We start from the raw sequence: 14,524 nt of genomic DNA on the forward strand, positions 1-14,524 counted from the left end.
CGGGAACGAGCTTCCCGCCCACCCGGCTTCGGCGTGCGGAGCCAGATCACCGAGCGGTCGCCACCCGCGAGCGCGTACGCGAGAAGGGCCGGTGCGGCAGATGCCGCACCGGCCCTTCTCCGTGTTCAGGCGAAGGCGTGAAGCCGGTCAGCCGGCCGCCGCGCTCGTCTCGATCGACGGGACCTCCGCGACGCGCACGGCGGTCGCCGCGATGCGGTGGCGACCGGGGCCCAGGCGGTCCGACACGAGGGCCACGCCGTCGACGGTGACCTCGGAGGCATCCGTCACCGGCAGGTCGAGCACCGCCTCGGCGCCGTACGGCACCTCGAGCTCGATCGCGAGGTCGCCGTCGGTCAGCGTCCAATCGATCGCGACGGGCCCGAGCCGCGATTCGACCGAGGCGCGAGCCCACGGGATCGACGCGGTCGGGCGCGGCGCCACGACGACGCGACGGTAGCCGGGGCGGTCGGTCGTGGGGGCGATGCCGGCGACGTACCGGTAGATCCAGTCGACGACCGCGCCATAGGCGTAGTGGTTGAACGAGATCATGCCCGAGCTGTCGCCCGTGGCCATCTCGCCCGAGTGGATGCTGCCGTCGGGGCCGATCGCGTCCCACCGCTCCCAGACGGTGGTCGCGCCCATCTCGACCTGGTAGAGCCACGACGGCGGTGCCTGGCGGAGGAGCATGAGGTAGGCCTCCTCGACGTGGCCCGTGTGCACGAGGGCGAAGAGCACGAGCGGCGTGCCGAGGAAGCCGGTCGCGATCCGGCCGTGCTCGGCGCGCACGTTGGCGGCGAGCGACTCGCCGATGCGCTCGCGGTCCGCCGAGGGGGCGAGGTCGAACTCGAGCGCGATCGCCGCGCCCGTCTGCGTCCGGATCGCGGCCTCGCCCCACTCCGCCCAGGTGTCGCGGGCCACGCGGTCGGCGATGCGGTCGGCGTCGGCGGCCCGGGCCGGGTCGCCCACGAGGCGCTCGGCGTCGGCCAGCAGGCGGGCACTCCGCGAGAAGAACGCGTTGGCCACGAAGTCCGACGACACCTTGGCCTTCCACGGCTGGTCGCCCGGGGCGTCCGGGTCGAGCCAGTCGCCGAACTGGAACTCGGTCGGCAGCAGCCCGCGATCGCCGGCCCTCCGCTCGAGGCTGTCGACGAAGCGCCGCATGGAGTCGAGCTGGCGGACGAGGACCTCCTCGCTGCCGTACGACTCGTAGACCGCCCATGGCACGATGGTCGCGGCATCCGCCCACCCGGCCCGACCCATCACGCTGTGCCCGCCGCCGTCGGCCGGGAAGTCGTCGCGCGTGAGGATGTTCGGGACGACGGCCGCGACGGCACCGTCGTCGTCCTGGTCGAGTTCGACATCGCGGAGCCAGCTCAGCCAGAACGACTCGACGTCGAACAGCGTCGACGCCGTGGGTGCGAAGGCCTGCGCGTCGCCGGTCCAGCCGAGGCGCTCGTCGCGCTGGGGGCAATCGGTCGGAAGGGACACGAAGTTGTCGCGCTGCGACCAGGCGACGTTCGAGTGCAGCAGCCCGAGACGCGGGTCCGCGCACTCGAACGTCGAGCGCGGCAGGTCGGCGCTCGAGATCGCGACGGCAGTCGCAGCGACCACCTCGGCTCCGGTGACGTCCGCGTACTGGAAGCCGTGGAAGGTGAAGGTCGGCTCGAGCACGCTCTCGCCGTCATGCGCGAGCACGTACGTGTCGGACGCGCGGGCGGTGCGCAGTGCCGCAGTGTGCAGCGTGCCGTCGATCTCGAGCACCTCGGCATGGCGCACCACCACTCGGTCGCCCGCGCGACCGCGCACGGTCAGCCGCAGCCAGCCGGCGATGTTCTGCCCGAGGTCGAGGAAGGTGTGCTCGCCGCGCGGCTGCGCCTCGACCGGCCATTCGCCGACGGTGCGAACGCCCGTCGTGATCCGGGGTTCGACGACGGACGCATCCACGGCGATCTCCAGCGCCGGCTCCCACGCCGCGGCGTCGAAGCCGGGCCGGTCCCAGCCGGTCGGCTCGGCGGCGAGGTCGACGTCCACCCCGTCGTAGAGGCTCGCGAAGCGGATGCCGCCGGTGGCGCGCTGCCAGTCCGGCCCGCTCCCGACGCGCACGTGCGTGCCGTCCGCGCACTCCACGTCGAGCTGGGCCAGCGCGGCGACCTCGGAGCCGTAGTGCTCGACCTCGTCCTCCCAGCCCAGGCGACCGCGGTACCAGCCGTCGCCGAGCAGCGCACCGAGGACGTTCTCACCCTCGCTGAGGGCGGAGGTGACATCCCACGTGCCGAGCACGATGCGGCCGTCGTACGCGGTCCACCCGGGAGTGAGATGCTCGCCGAGCGCGTTCGCGCCGTTGATCCGGATGTCGCCGACGCCCCAGAAGGTGGCGCGGAGCCGAGCGCGGACTGGCGTGGCCGGAAGGCGGAAGGCGGTGCGGAGGAGGGTGACCGGGTCGTCGACCCGCCCCGCTCCGCCGATCGGACGCGCGGTGAGGTCGGCGGGGTCGATCGCCGCCTCGACGACGGCCTCGTCGCTCCAGTCGGACCAGCCGTCGCGGGTGGCGATCCGCACGGAGTACCGGCGCTCAGAGCCGGATGCCAGGTCGCCTCCCGGTGCCGGCACGCCGATCGAGTCGTCGGACGCGACGACCTCGGCGACGCCCTCCGCGTCACCTGCCCAGCGGACCTGGAAGCCGAGTTGCGGCGCGGCGGCCTCCGCGCGCCACGAGAGTCGGATGCCCGTGCCGGGCACGCCGAGCAGGCCGTCGGGGTACTGGGTGCGCACCGAGTGCACGCGAGCGCTCGCGTCGGTCGAGTCGAAGGGGGGCAGCGTCGTGGACATCGACGTCCTTCCGGGGAGGTGGCCGGCGGAGCCGGCGATGGTTCGAGGGGTCAGCCGGTGCGAACGGCGCGCGTCGAGGCGCGCGCCTTCAGCACGGGGGTCACGGAGAAGTGCGTGGGTTCGATGCGTCCGTCGCGGATGCGTTCCAGCAGCAGGCGGATGGCGCGATCGCCCATCTCGACGCCCGACTGGTCGATGGTGGTGAGCGAGATCGCCGGATGGCTGGCGATGTCGACATCGTCGTACCCGACGACCGAGACATCGGCGGGCGTCAGGCCGGCCTCACCGACGGCGCGGAGCGCGCCGAGTGCGAGTTCGTCGTTTCCGACGAAGATCGCGGTGGGCCGGTCGTCGTCGAGAGCGGCCAGCGTGTCGACGCGGGCCGCGTCTTCGGTCATTCCGGTGCGGATGACGCGGATCTCGTGCTCGAGCCCGGCCGAACGCATGCTCGCGAGGTACTGCTCCAGTCGGACCGCGTGCGGTGTTCCCGACCCGGGATGCGTGACGTCCGCGCTGCGCGTGAGGTGTGCGATCCGTCGGTGACCGAGGTCGAAGAGGTGCGCCATGGCGAGCCGCGTGCCCTCCGCATCGTCGCCGGTCACCGTGTCGTAGTTCTCGGATCGGTCGTGACGACCGATCATGACGATGGGCATCCGGGTGCCGAGGCGCTCGAGCCACGCCGTCGACACGAGCGGGGAGATCGCGATGATGCCGTCGACCTGGCGATCGGCCAGTGCGCCGAGGGCGCGCACGCCCTCCTCGCCGTCGACGTCCGCCGGGGCGATGATCAGCTGGTAGCCGGTCCCCTGGAGGGCCGCGGTGGCGCCGGCGACGATCTTGGTGAAGAACGGGTTGCCGATGTGCGGCAGCTCGATGCCGAGCGTGAAGCTCGAGCCGCGCATGGCGCGGGCCGCGACCCGCGGTCGGTAGTCCAATGCCTCGATGGCGGCGGTGACGCGTTCACGCATCGCGGGGCTCACGCCGTAGGCGTTGCGGATGACCTTGGAGACCGCTGCGCGGGAGACGCCGGCGTGCCGAGCGACGTCCTCGATGGTCGCTGCTCTCGCGTCGGTCATGCCGCTCTCCTCTCGTCGTCGTCAGGAGCGAACTCGTTGTCACTGTACACGTTCCCGCCGGAAACGGTAGATCGATCTACGCCTACGGCCGTCTGATGTAGATCGATTCACGGTCAAACTGTGTAGATCGGTTGACAAACGCGCGGCACGCTCCTAACGTGGCAGGCGCCACAGCACCGAATCCTCGGCGCACCCCAACAGCGCAGTTGCTTTACATGGAGGTAAAGAATGGTCCCCCGTACGACGCGACGCTCGATCGTCGCCCTGGGCGCAGGCGGTCTCGCCCTGTCCCTCGCACTGGCCGGCTGCAGCGCCGGCGACTCCGACTCCGACGGCGGAGCGGTCGAGCTGTCGTTCCTCGTCGACAACGGCGAGTCGACGGTCTCCACGGCCGAGGCCCTCGCCGAGGCGTTCACCGCCGAGAACCCCGACATCACGATCACCGTCGAGACCCGCCCCCAGGGTGCCGACGGCGACAACGTCGTGAAGACCCGCCTCGCCACCGGCGAGATGGCCGACCTGTTCCAGTACAACTCCGGCTCGCTCCTCCAGGCCCTGAACCCCGACCAGACGCTCGTGAACATCGCCGACGAGCCCTACATCGACAAGCTCGACGAGAACTTCGTCACGAGCGTCGCGACCGACAACGGCGTCTACGGCGTCCCGATGGGCCAGTCGATGGCCGGCGCGATGCTCTACAACAAGGACATCTACGCCGACCTCGGCCTCGAGATCCCCGAGAGCTGGGACGAGTTCATCGCCAACAGCGAAGCGATCAAGGAGGCCGGCGTGGCCGCCCCGATCGTGCAGACCTACGGCGACACCTGGACCTCGCAGCTGTTCGTGCTCGGCGACTTCAACAACGTGCTCGCCGAGAACCCCGACTGGGCCGAGGAGTACACCAACAACGAGGCGAAGTACGTCGACCAGCCGGCGTTCGCGGGCTTCGAGCACCTGCAGGCCGCGTACGACGCCGGACTCTTCAACGAGGACTTCGCGTCGGCGACGTACGCCGACGGCGTCTCGATGGTCGCCACGGGCGAGGGTGCGCACTACCCGATGCTCACGTTCGCGGCCTCGCAGCTGGCGACGACGAACCCAGAGGCCACCGACACCGTCGGCTCGTTCCCGATCCCGGGCGACGACGCCTCGACGTTCGGCCTGACGGTGTGGATGCCGACCTACACGGTCTTCGTCCCGCAGTCGACCGAGGGCGCCAAGCTCGACGCCGCGAAGCAGTTCCTCGAGTTCCTCACGACGCCCGAGGCCTGCGACATCCAGGCCGAGGCCAACGCGCCGCAGGGTCCGTTCGTCGTCGAGGGCTGCAGCCTGCCCGACGACGTCCCGGCCATGGTCTCCGACCTGCAGCAGTACTTCGACGCGGGTCAGACGAACCTCGCGCTCGAGTTCCTCTCGCCCATCAAGGGACCGGCCCTGGAGCAGATCACGGTCGCCGTGGGCTCCGGCATCACCTCGGCTGCTGACGGCGCCGCCCAGTACGACGAGGATGTCAAGAAGCAGGCCCAGCAGCTCGGCATCGAGGGCTGGTAAGCCGTACCACTGAACTGCGGGGCCGGGCCGCGCCCGGCCCCGCAGCCATATCCGGGAGATCCACCATGACCACCGCGACGGCCACCGGCCGCACCGCCACGGGCAGGACGGCGACGTCGCCTCCGAAGCCCGCCAAGCGGAAGCCCATGAAGAGCCCCTACCCCTCGTGGTTCTTCATCCCCGCCGGCGTCTTCTACGTCGTGCTGTTCCTCGTTCCGACGGTCGCGTCGTTCTACTTCTCGCTGACGCGGTGGACGCTGTTCGACGTCGAGTTCATCGGGTTCGACAACTTCATCCGGTTCTTCCAGGAGCCGCAGCTCGTCACGGGCTTCATCAACACGTTCATCTACGCGTTCCTGACCTCGGGCGCGAAGGTCGTGCTCGGCCTCCTCTTCGGCGTCCTGCTCAGCTCGCAGATCATCGGCCGCGGCTTCCTCCGCGCCACGATCTTCTTCCCCGTGCTCGTCAGCACGATCGGCGTCGGCATCCTGTTCAAGGTCCTCATGGACCCCTTCGACGGCCCCATCAACGAGACGCTCGCGGCGATCGGGATCCAGGGCCCCGGCTGGCTGACCGACCCCTCGATCGCACTGCTCTCCGTCGCCCTCGTCGACATCTGGAAGGGCGTCGGCCTCGCCACGCTCATCTACATCGCCGGCATGGTCGCGATCCCCCAGGAGTACTACGAGGCCGCGAAGGTCGACGGCGCGGGCGCCTGGAACAACTTCCGCCACATCACGCTGCCGCTGCTCCGCCCCGCGACGGTCACCGTCGTGCTCCTCTCGCTCATCGGCGGCCTGCGCTCGTTCGACCTCATCTGGGCGATGACGGGCGGCGGCCCGGGCTTCACGAGCGATGTGCTCGCCTCGGTCATCTACAAGCAGTACCAGGCCGGGTTCTTCGGCCTCTCCACCGCGGGCAACGTCGTGCTGTTCCTCGTCGTGGCCGCGATCATCTTCCCGCTCTCGTGGTGGCTCAACCGCAAGGAGGCCGACCAATGAGAAACGTCGCCTGGAAGTGGGGCGGCGGCTCGGTCGCCATCCTCGTCGCGATCGTCATCTTCATCGTCCCGTTCACGTTCATCGTCTTCACGGCGGGCAAGACCCAGGCCGAGGCGTCCTTCCTGGAGTTCACCTGGCCGACCGAGTGGGTGCTCTTCGAGAACATCGCCACGGTCCTCCAGAACCGCGACTGGCTGCTGGTGCGTGCCTTCGTCAACAGCACCCTGCTCACCGTCGGCGCCGTGTCGATCATGGTGGTCCTCGGCGCGATGGTCGGGTACGTCCTGCAGCGCCGCAAGTCGCGGTGGAACCCCGTCGTGAACACGCTCGTGCTGGCCGGGCTCATCATCCCGCCGGCCGTCGTGCCCACGATCTGGGTGCTCCAGGGACTCGGCCTGTTCAAGACGCTCGTCGGCCTCATCGCAGTCCACGTCGCGTTCGGGCTCTCGTTCTGCATCCTGCTGTTCCGTGCGTTCGTCGCGACGATTCCGCGCGAGCTCGACGAGGCGGCCGTCATCGACGGCGCCGGGCCGGTCAAACTGTTCTTCCGCGTGATCTTCCCGCTGCTGCGGTCGGTCATCGTGACGGTCATCGTCGTGCAGGCCGTCTTCGTGTTCAGCGACTTCACGTACGCGCTGTACTTCCTGCCGGGCGATGCCAACGCGACCGTCCAGCTGACGACGTTCAACTACATCTCGCAATCGGCCAGCGCGTTCAACCTGCTCTTCGCCGACGTGCTGCTCATCACCATCCCGCCGCTGATCATGTACATCTTCTTCCAGCGCCAGATCGTCGCCGGCATGACCTCCGGCGCCGTGAAGGGCTGACGGATGCCGCAGCAGCCGCCGCGCTCCGCCGAGGAGGTGCGGCGGTGGGTCCGGGCCCGCTCGCCCCAGCCCTTCGAGGACGACGACGTGGTTCCGCGGGCGGCCGACCGCGGATGGGCGTACGCGCGCGACCAGTACGAGCTGGCCCTGCTCGGTCGACTGGTGGAGGACGGGTTCGCCGCCAATCGGCACGTGCACTATCCGCGCAACCACGGACGGCCGGTCGAGCGCGTGCGGTTCCGTGCGACCGCGGCGGAGCCCGGTCGGATCTCGGTGCGGGTGGCCGGGCGTGCCGAGGTCTCGGCGCGAGCGGATGCCGCGGGGTCGGCCGCGCCCGTGATCGCTCTCGTCCTGGGAGATGACGACCTCCGGTTCGAGGTGGCGGCCGCCGGCGCGGTCGTCGAGTTCGACGTCGTCGCCCGACCGGGCGACGTGCCGGCGCTCGGCGTGCCGGTCGGCGCCCCGCTCGTCGACTGGTCCGCCCGCGTCGGAGACGACTCGTGGGAACCGATCGTCCTGCGTCCGGGCGGCGCTCGCGCTCCGCACCTGGAAGGGCCGGGCCATGTCGAGGTCGCAGCGGTCCGGCGACCGGACGGGCTCTACGACCTCGGCGCTCCGCTCCTCGGGAGGCCGATCCTCCCCGCCGGCCCGGAACCGGTCGTCGGCAGCGGAGAGAGCCTGGCCGAGGCGCGCGCCGACGAAGCCGACCGCGAGACGCGCCACGAGGTGATCCCGACGGAGGGCGGCTGGACCACGAGCCATCCGCTCGGGTTCAGGTATCTCGCGGTCGAGTCGGAGGACGTGCCCGACGAGATCCGGGTGCGAGCCGACGTGACGCCGGTCGCCAGGCCGGGCGCGTTCGCATGCTCCGATGAACTCCTGACCCGGATCTGGGCGTCGGCGCAGTACACGCTGCGCGTCTGCGACCAGGGCCTCATGATCGACGGCATCAAGCGCGACCGGATGCCGTGGGCCGGCGACCAGGCGCTCAGCACCCTCGCGAACGCGTTCGCCCTGGGCGACGGCGGAGTCGTGGCCGACGGGCTCGTCGCCCTCGGCAGGCCCGACCACGGGTACGTCAACGGCATCGCGGACTACTCGCTCTGGTGGGTCGTCAACGCCGACCTCTACGTCCGGTACTTCGGCGACCTCGCCTTCGCGGAGCGCGAGGCCGACCACGTCGACGCGTTCGTCGCCGACCTCGCGCGATTCGCCGACGATCGAGGCGTCTTCCGCCCAGAGGCCCAGCGGGGCGGATTCGTCGACTCCGGTCCGGGATCGGTGTTCCTCGACTGGGGGCTCTCGATCGAGGACGGTCGCGATCCGGTGGCGCTGCAGATGCTGTGGTGCTGGGCGCTCCGCAGTGCGGCGAGGCTCCTCGGGCGAGTGGAGCACGCGGGCGCGGTACGGTGGCGGACGCTGGCCGACCGCGTCGAGGCGACCCTGCGGGCGGACGGATGGCTCGACGACACCGGCCGCTGGGCGGACTACCTCGGCGCGGATGCGACGACCTCCTCGCCCGCCCCGTACGCGAACTTCCTCTCGGTGCTCGCCGGGATGCATCCCGACGGCGTGCCCGACGGCGTCGCGTCATCGACCCGCACCGGGACGGCGGGCACGCCGTTCATGACGGCGTTCCGGCTTCGCGCGCGGCTCGAGGCGAGCGAGAACGAGGCGGTGCTCGTGGAGATCCGGCGGATCTGGGGCGCGATGCTCGAGGCCGGGCCGGGCACCTTCTGGGAGGAGGCGTCGTCGGCGGCGAACGACCTCGCGATGTACGGCCGTCCCTTCGGTCGGAGCCTCTGCCACGCCTGGTCGGCCGGACCCGCCGCACTCATCCCGGAGGCGGTGCTCGGCATCCGTCCCCTCGACGACGGATGGGCTCGATTCGAGGTGGTACCGCGCCTCGCCGGGCTGGACTGGGCGTCGGCGGTCGTTCCGACCCCGCTCGGCGACGTGGTCGTGCACGCCGACGCGACCGGGTCGACCGTCCGGATCCCGGCCGGCGCCTCGCTCGCCCACGGCGACCGCATCGACATCGGCCCGGCCGTGGTCGAGTTGGACGTCGCCGCGGCGATGCCCGGCGTGCAGCCCGGGTCGTCCCGCATCGGCTGATCTGCCGCATCGCCGACGACGAGTGGCTCCCACGCGCCATCCTCAGGTGCGCGCGCGCCCGAAGTACATGAGCTCCCAGATGGCCTCGTCGCTGTGCCGTTCGACGGTCGCGCCGTTGCGCCGGACCGTGACGGTGATCGGCCCGGCGAAGCGGAGGTAGGCGCCGTCGAAGCGGGCGAGCCGGGCGAGCAGTCGCTTGACGGGGGACAGTCCATCGGCCATGCGAGCCCGCACGAGGTCTCGCTCGCGCGTGAACTCGACCACGATCTCGTCGTCGCCGTCCGCATAGGTGTACCGAACGACGGATGCCACGGGCTTGCCGGTCACCTCATCGGTGAACACGTCGTCGATCCCGAAGCGCACGCGGGACGCGTCATCCGCCACGATCTCGCCGTCGCGGGCGAGCATGAAGACCGGGATCGCCTGGAATCCGAGCCTCTCGACCGACGTGATGTACGACGCGATCACGCTGTACGGGCCCGCCCGCCCGCGCGCCCAGTACCAGTCGTGCACGATGCGCGGCAGCGGCACGTTGCCCCAGTTGTGGTCGTGGTACCCGACCCCGGAGATCGACCGGGTCGCACCGTCGAGGGTGAGGCTGCCGCTCACGGTGCCCTGCGGCACCGACGGGAGCCAGGCGAAGACGTCCGTGCGCTCGGCGCCGAACACGAGGTGGCCGGTGCCCGGTCGCCACGGCGGGATGTCGCCGATGAGCGTCACGTCGATCGACACCTCGTCGACGGTGGCCGTGATGCGGTAGGTGTGCAGGTCGCCCTCGAAGCGGTTGGCACCGAGGTGGACGTCCGCATGGTCGGTCGCGGCCGACCACGAGTCGGCGGGCAAGGCGTGCAGCTTCTCGATCGTGCGACCGTCGGGCAGGTCGAGGTTGATGCGCAGCAGCGGCGACAGCCCCCGGTCCGGCGAGACGGCATCCTTGTTCTGGAACACCACGACCAGCTTCGAGCCGTCGTCGAGGTGCGCGTCGAAGTACCACCATTCGTAGGTGCCCGGGCTGTTCTCGGTGCGGGCGCCGTCCTCCCACGGCTCGATCGTGGCCGGGTCGAGTCCGAATCGCCGGTAGTCGTCGGGGCTGCCGGCTGTGGATGCCTCGGAAGCGCTGCTCATCGGGCCCTCCCCGCCCTCGATGGATGGCACGAGTCTGCCACCGCGCGCGGCCGGCCGCGCCCGACGGCGGCGACCACCACCAGTAGACTCGCCCCACCGAGCGGCGCCGCCGCCGCGCTGGGCGAACCGGGGGGTGCGTTCGTGGGTGACGACGTCGAGACGTCCTCCGCTCACCGGGAGACGTCGCGCCGGCCGGGTGCGGACGGCCGCGGAATGGGAACGTCGAGGTCGGCACCGGCGCCGAGGCATCCGCGGTCGTGGTCGTCGCGCACCGTCGCGACGTGGGTGTTCTGCATCCTCGTGACGGCGTTCATGCTCTGGAGTCCATACGTCGCATTCGGAATCCCGAACCGATCGCTGCATCTCGTGCTCGATTCGGTCGACAGCTGCGTCGCCCTGTTCGTCGCGTACCTGCTGCACAACCGCTTCCTGCGCCGGCAGCGACTCCAGGACTGGCTCCTGTGCGAGGCGCTCGTGCTCCTCGGCCTGGCGGGCCTCCTCGTCACCTACCTGATCGAGGATGTCGTGGGCATCCGTGACGGCCGGCTGAACGTCTGGCTGCCCCTGGTCGTGCGGGTCATGGGGGCGATCGTCGTGCTCGCCGCTGCGATCGCCGGCGATCGCATCGGCCCGCGGTGGCTTCGCCGGTGGACGCTGCTCGCACCGGTGCTCCTCATCGCCGTCGTCGCCGTGGTGCTGCGGGTGGCCGGTGGCACCCTGCCGGTCGCCCTCGGGGAGGACCTCACCGACAGCTCCGCGACGGCACCCGTGTTCGCGGGGCATCCGCTGCTGCTCAGCGGCCAGGCGGTCGGGGCGCTCTGCTTCCTCGCCGCGTCGATCGTCGTGGCGAGGCAGGCGGCACGCCGCAACGACGAACTCCTGCGGTGGCTCGCGCCCGCCTGCACGCTCGCGGGCTTCGCCCGGGTCAACTACCTCCTCTATCCGTCGCTCTACACCGACTGGCTGTACACGGGCGACGTGCTCCGCACCGCCTGCTACCTCCTGCTGCTCGTCGGGGCGCTCCGCGAGCTGCAGCTCTACTGGAGCGCGCAGACGCAGGTCGCGGTGGTCGAGGACCGCCGCCGGCTCGCGCGCGAACTGCATGATGGAGTCATGCAGGAACTGGCGTACATCCGCGTCGAGACCTCGATGCTGCCCGACCAGGCCGCATCGAAGCGCCAGATCTCCGACGCGGCCGTGCGCGCGCTCGACGAGGCGCGGGCCGCCGTGAACGCGCTCGGCAGCCTCGACGACGAGCCGCTCGGCTACGTGCTGCATCGCGCCGCGCGCGAGCTCGCGGCGCGCTACGACGTGCGCCTCGAGGTCGACGTCGACGACTCGATCGCCGCCGATCGCGACCAGCGGCACGCCCTGGTGCGGATCATGCGCGAAGCGGTCGTCAACGCGGTGCGGCACGGAGACGCCCGGCTCGTCCGCGTGCGACTCGACCAGGTCGACGGGGAGCGGCGACTCACGATCGAGGACGACGGATCGGGCTTCGACGTGGGCTCGGGCGAATCCGCGGGCGGGTACGGCATCGTCAGCATGCGGGACCGGGCGAAGGGCCTGCCCGGGTCGATGCGCATCGAGTCCGCACCGGGTGACGGAAGCACGGTGACCGTGACGTGGTAGCTGCGCCCATCACCGTCGTGCTCGCCGACGACCACGCGGCGATGCGATCGGTCGTGCGCCGCGGGCTCGAAGCGGGCGGATGCCGCGTGGTCGGCGAGGCCGCCACCGCCGACGAGGCCGTCGAGCTCGTGACCGGGCATCGGCCCGACGTGGCGCTGCTCGACATCCACATGCCCGGCAACGGCATCCGCGCCGCCGAGGCGATCAGCCGCGCCGTGCCGACGACCGCGATCGTCATGCTCACCCAGTCGCGCGAGGACGACGACCTGTTCGACTCGCTGCGGGCGGGCGCGGCCGGGTACCTGTTGAAGGATGCCGCGCCGCAGTCGCTGGCCGACACCCTCCGCGGCGTCCTGGCCGGCGAGGCGGCGATGCCGCCGGCGCTGGTGGCGCGGATCCTCGACGAGTTCCGCGGGCCCGCGCGGCGCCGGTTCGGGCGGGGCTCCGCCGCCGCGTCCAGGCTGAGCACGCGGGAGTGGGAGGTCATGGACCTGCTCCGGCGCGGTGACAGCACCGACGAAGTCGCGGCTCGGCTGTTCCTGTCGCCGACGACCGTGCGCGTGCACGTGTCATCCGTCCTGCGGAAGCTGTCGGTCACCGATCGGGCGAGCGCGTTCCGCCTGCTCGAGGAGTAGCGCGCGAACACCATCGAGGGGGCCGCGAGCGATGCTCCCGGCCCCCTCGATCCCGGGGGAGGGTTTCGACCCGACCTACTTCAGGATGAAGCCGGCGCTGATGCTCGAGCCGTCGTCGGTCGTCATCGTGACCGTGTAGCAGGCGCCCGGCTTCTTCGGGGTCGCCCAGTTCTGGACGAACTGGCCGGCCGTGGCGTCGTACCGGAGCGCCGTGCCGCCGGTCGTCGTGAACTCGATCGCGTCCATCGGTGCATCGGCGCCCGGGCAGGTCGTCGGCGTGGCGGTGAAGCGGTCGATCGCCGACGTGTCGGTGAACTCCTTGGCGCCCGCGAACACCTCGAACTTCAGCGGCACGGTGCTGCCGCCCTTGACCGTGTTCCACGTGCGGCCCATGTCCACCGGGCTGAAGAAGCCGCTCAGGTTCCAGGCGAGGACCGTGTACGCCAGTTCCGCCGTCGCCACGTTGCCGGCGCGGTCGGTCGCGGTCGCGGTCAGCGTGTGCGGCCCGACGGCCGTGCTGTAGCCCGAGACGGAGCACGCGGAGGCCAGGCCCGACAGCGCGTCGTCCGCCGTGCAGGCCGGAGCGGCGGGCACCTCGCCGAAGTAGTGCGACGAGCCGAAGACACCGGCGAACTCGACCGTCGGCTTCGTGAGGTCGACGTTGATGCCCGCCACGGTGTCGGTCGTGGTGTTGCCCGCCCAGTCGACGGCCGTTCCGGTGACCGTCTGGTTCGCACCCTCGCCCAGGAGCGCATCCGGGCCGCACGACTGGATGCCCGAGCCGCCGATGTCGGCGCAGTCGAACGTGACGTCGACCTCCGTCTTGTACCAGCCGTTCGCGTTCGGTGCGGCGGGGCTCAGCGTGTGGTCGATGGTCGGGGCGCCGGTGTCGACGATCGAGTAGATCACGGTTGCGGTGTCGGCCGCCAGGCCGCCCTGGTCGGTGTGGTCGCACGTGGCGGTCAGCGTGCCGAGTCCGTGCGCGAGGGTTCCCGTGACGACCGCGGGGAACGAGCTCGGGCCGTCCTCTGCATCGGTCACGGCGCAGGTGGGCGTCGGCTCCGAGCCGATCTCGTAGTCGCCCGCCGTCACGCCCTGGACCGAGACCGTCGGCTTGGTGTTGGACGGCGTCGGCGGCCGGGTGACGGTGATCGGGATGAGGACCTGGTTGAGGTAGGAGCCGCCACCCGCGGGGCCGGAGACGATGGCCACCGTGACGTTGCCGCTCACCGCGTCGGCTGCCGCGGAGAAGACGACGGTGAACTCGGTTCCGCACTCGGTGATCACCACCGGGTCCGGATTCGCGGTGATGCCGGTCGGCGTGATCACGTCGAGACGCAGCGGGCTCTCGCCGGCGTCGATGTTGCAGCCCGGGTCGTCGTCGCCCTGCGAGCTGTTGCCGATGAGACGGATGCCCGCGCTCTTCGTCGTCGAGCTTCCCGCCTGAAGGACGAGCGCGGCGTCGGCCGTGTCGGCGATCGTGTCCTGGATGTTGTCGGCGTGCGCGACCAGCGCACTGCCGAACACGGCGGCGGCGGTGAGGAGTGCTGCGGCGGAGGCCATGCCTGCACGCGTGATGCTTCGTTCCATGCGTCGTTCCACTTTCGAGTCCGTCCGGCGTGCCCCCCTCCGGGACGGCCGTCCATCCGACGGTAGGTACGGGGAACGGACGGGGGAATACGTCGCGCGTTCAAATCCCTGAACACGGACCCGAACGGGGGGCAGACGACGCG

11 protein-coding genes are annotated in these 14,524 nt (G+C 71.0%); 6 read left to right on the forward strand and 5 right to left on the reverse strand.

Annotated features, from left to right (window positions below; genetic code table 11):
• Window positions 1–147: 147 nt before the first annotated feature.
• Complete coding sequence (locus GJR97_RS13010; protein WP_154347138.1) at window positions 148–2,829, reverse strand: alpha-L-rhamnosidase; 2,682 nt, start codon at window positions 2,827–2,829, stop codon at window positions 148–150.
• 50 nt (window positions 2,830–2,879) lie between these two features.
• Window positions 2,880–3,905, reverse strand: coding sequence for a LacI family DNA-binding transcriptional regulator (locus tag GJR97_RS13015; protein ID WP_154347139.1), 1,026 nt, complete (start codon window positions 3,903–3,905; stop codon window positions 2,880–2,882).
• A 228-nt stretch (window positions 3,906–4,133) separates the two neighbouring features.
• Between GJR97_RS13015 and GJR97_RS13020 the strand changes: the two genes are divergently transcribed.
• The 4 genes from GJR97_RS13020 (at window position 4,134) to GJR97_RS13035 (ending at window position 9,399) form a co-directional block, all read left to right on the forward strand.
• A complete protein-coding gene (locus GJR97_RS13020) occupies window positions 4,134–5,456 on the forward strand; it encodes an ABC transporter substrate-binding protein (RefSeq protein WP_154347141.1) in 1,323 nt (440 codons plus the stop codon).
• Between the two features lie 65 nt (window positions 5,457–5,521).
• Window positions 5,522–6,457, forward strand: coding sequence for a carbohydrate ABC transporter permease (locus tag GJR97_RS13025; protein WP_154347143.1), 936 nt, complete (start codon window positions 5,522–5,524; stop codon window positions 6,455–6,457).
• Window positions 6,454–7,284 (forward strand): carbohydrate ABC transporter permease, encoded by an 831-nt coding sequence (locus GJR97_RS13030; protein WP_154347145.1) that lies wholly within the window; start codon window positions 6,454–6,456, stop codon window positions 7,282–7,284. Before GJR97_RS13025 ends, GJR97_RS13030 begins: the two co-directional genes overlap by 4 nt.
• A 3-nt stretch (window positions 7,285–7,287) precedes the next feature.
• Window positions 7,288–9,399, forward strand: a complete 2,112-nt coding sequence (locus GJR97_RS13035) for an alpha-L-rhamnosidase-related protein (RefSeq protein ID WP_154347147.1) — start codon at window positions 7,288–7,290, stop codon at window positions 9,397–9,399.
• A gap of 42 nt (window positions 9,400–9,441) precedes the next feature.
• Here GJR97_RS13035 and GJR97_RS13040 read toward each other — a convergent pair whose 3' ends face one another.
• Together GJR97_RS13040 and GJR97_RS17915 are read right to left on the reverse strand one after the other, a co-directional pair.
• Window positions 9,442–10,524, reverse strand: coding sequence for a lipocalin-like domain-containing protein (locus GJR97_RS13040; protein WP_154347149.1), 1,083 nt, complete (start codon window positions 10,522–10,524; stop codon window positions 9,442–9,444).
• 170 nt (window positions 10,525–10,694) lie between these two features.
• Window positions 10,695–10,838, reverse strand: coding sequence for a hypothetical protein (locus GJR97_RS17915; protein ID WP_195760712.1), 144 nt, complete (start codon window positions 10,836–10,838; stop codon window positions 10,695–10,697).
• Between GJR97_RS17915 and GJR97_RS13045 the strand changes: the two genes are divergently transcribed.
• Together GJR97_RS13045 and GJR97_RS18815 are read left to right on the forward strand one after the other, a co-directional pair.
• Entirely contained in the window at window positions 10,837–12,156 is a 1,320-nt protein-coding gene (locus GJR97_RS13045; protein ID WP_195760713.1) for a sensor histidine kinase, read from the forward strand. The two genes, GJR97_RS17915 and GJR97_RS13045, sit on opposite strands and share 2 nt — an antisense overlap.
• Window positions 12,150–12,791 (forward strand): response regulator transcription factor, encoded by a 642-nt coding sequence (locus GJR97_RS18815; protein ID WP_324613476.1) that lies wholly within the window; start codon window positions 12,150–12,152, stop codon window positions 12,789–12,791. The genes GJR97_RS13045 and GJR97_RS18815 overlap by 7 nt, the downstream gene beginning before the upstream one ends.
• 75 nt (window positions 12,792–12,866) lie before the next feature.
• On the opposite strand, the gene GJR97_RS13055 is transcribed toward GJR97_RS18815, so the two are convergent.
• On the reverse strand, window positions 12,867–14,381 hold the full coding sequence (locus GJR97_RS13055; protein ID WP_154347153.1) for a PxKF domain-containing protein: 1,515 nt from the start codon (window positions 14,379–14,381) through the stop codon (window positions 12,867–12,869).
• Window positions 14,382–14,524: the final 143 nt, after the last annotated feature.

The organism is Agromyces kandeliae (assembly GCF_009674665.1).
Classification (GTDB): Bacteria; Actinomycetota; Actinomycetes; order Actinomycetales; family Microbacteriaceae; genus Agromyces; species Agromyces kandeliae.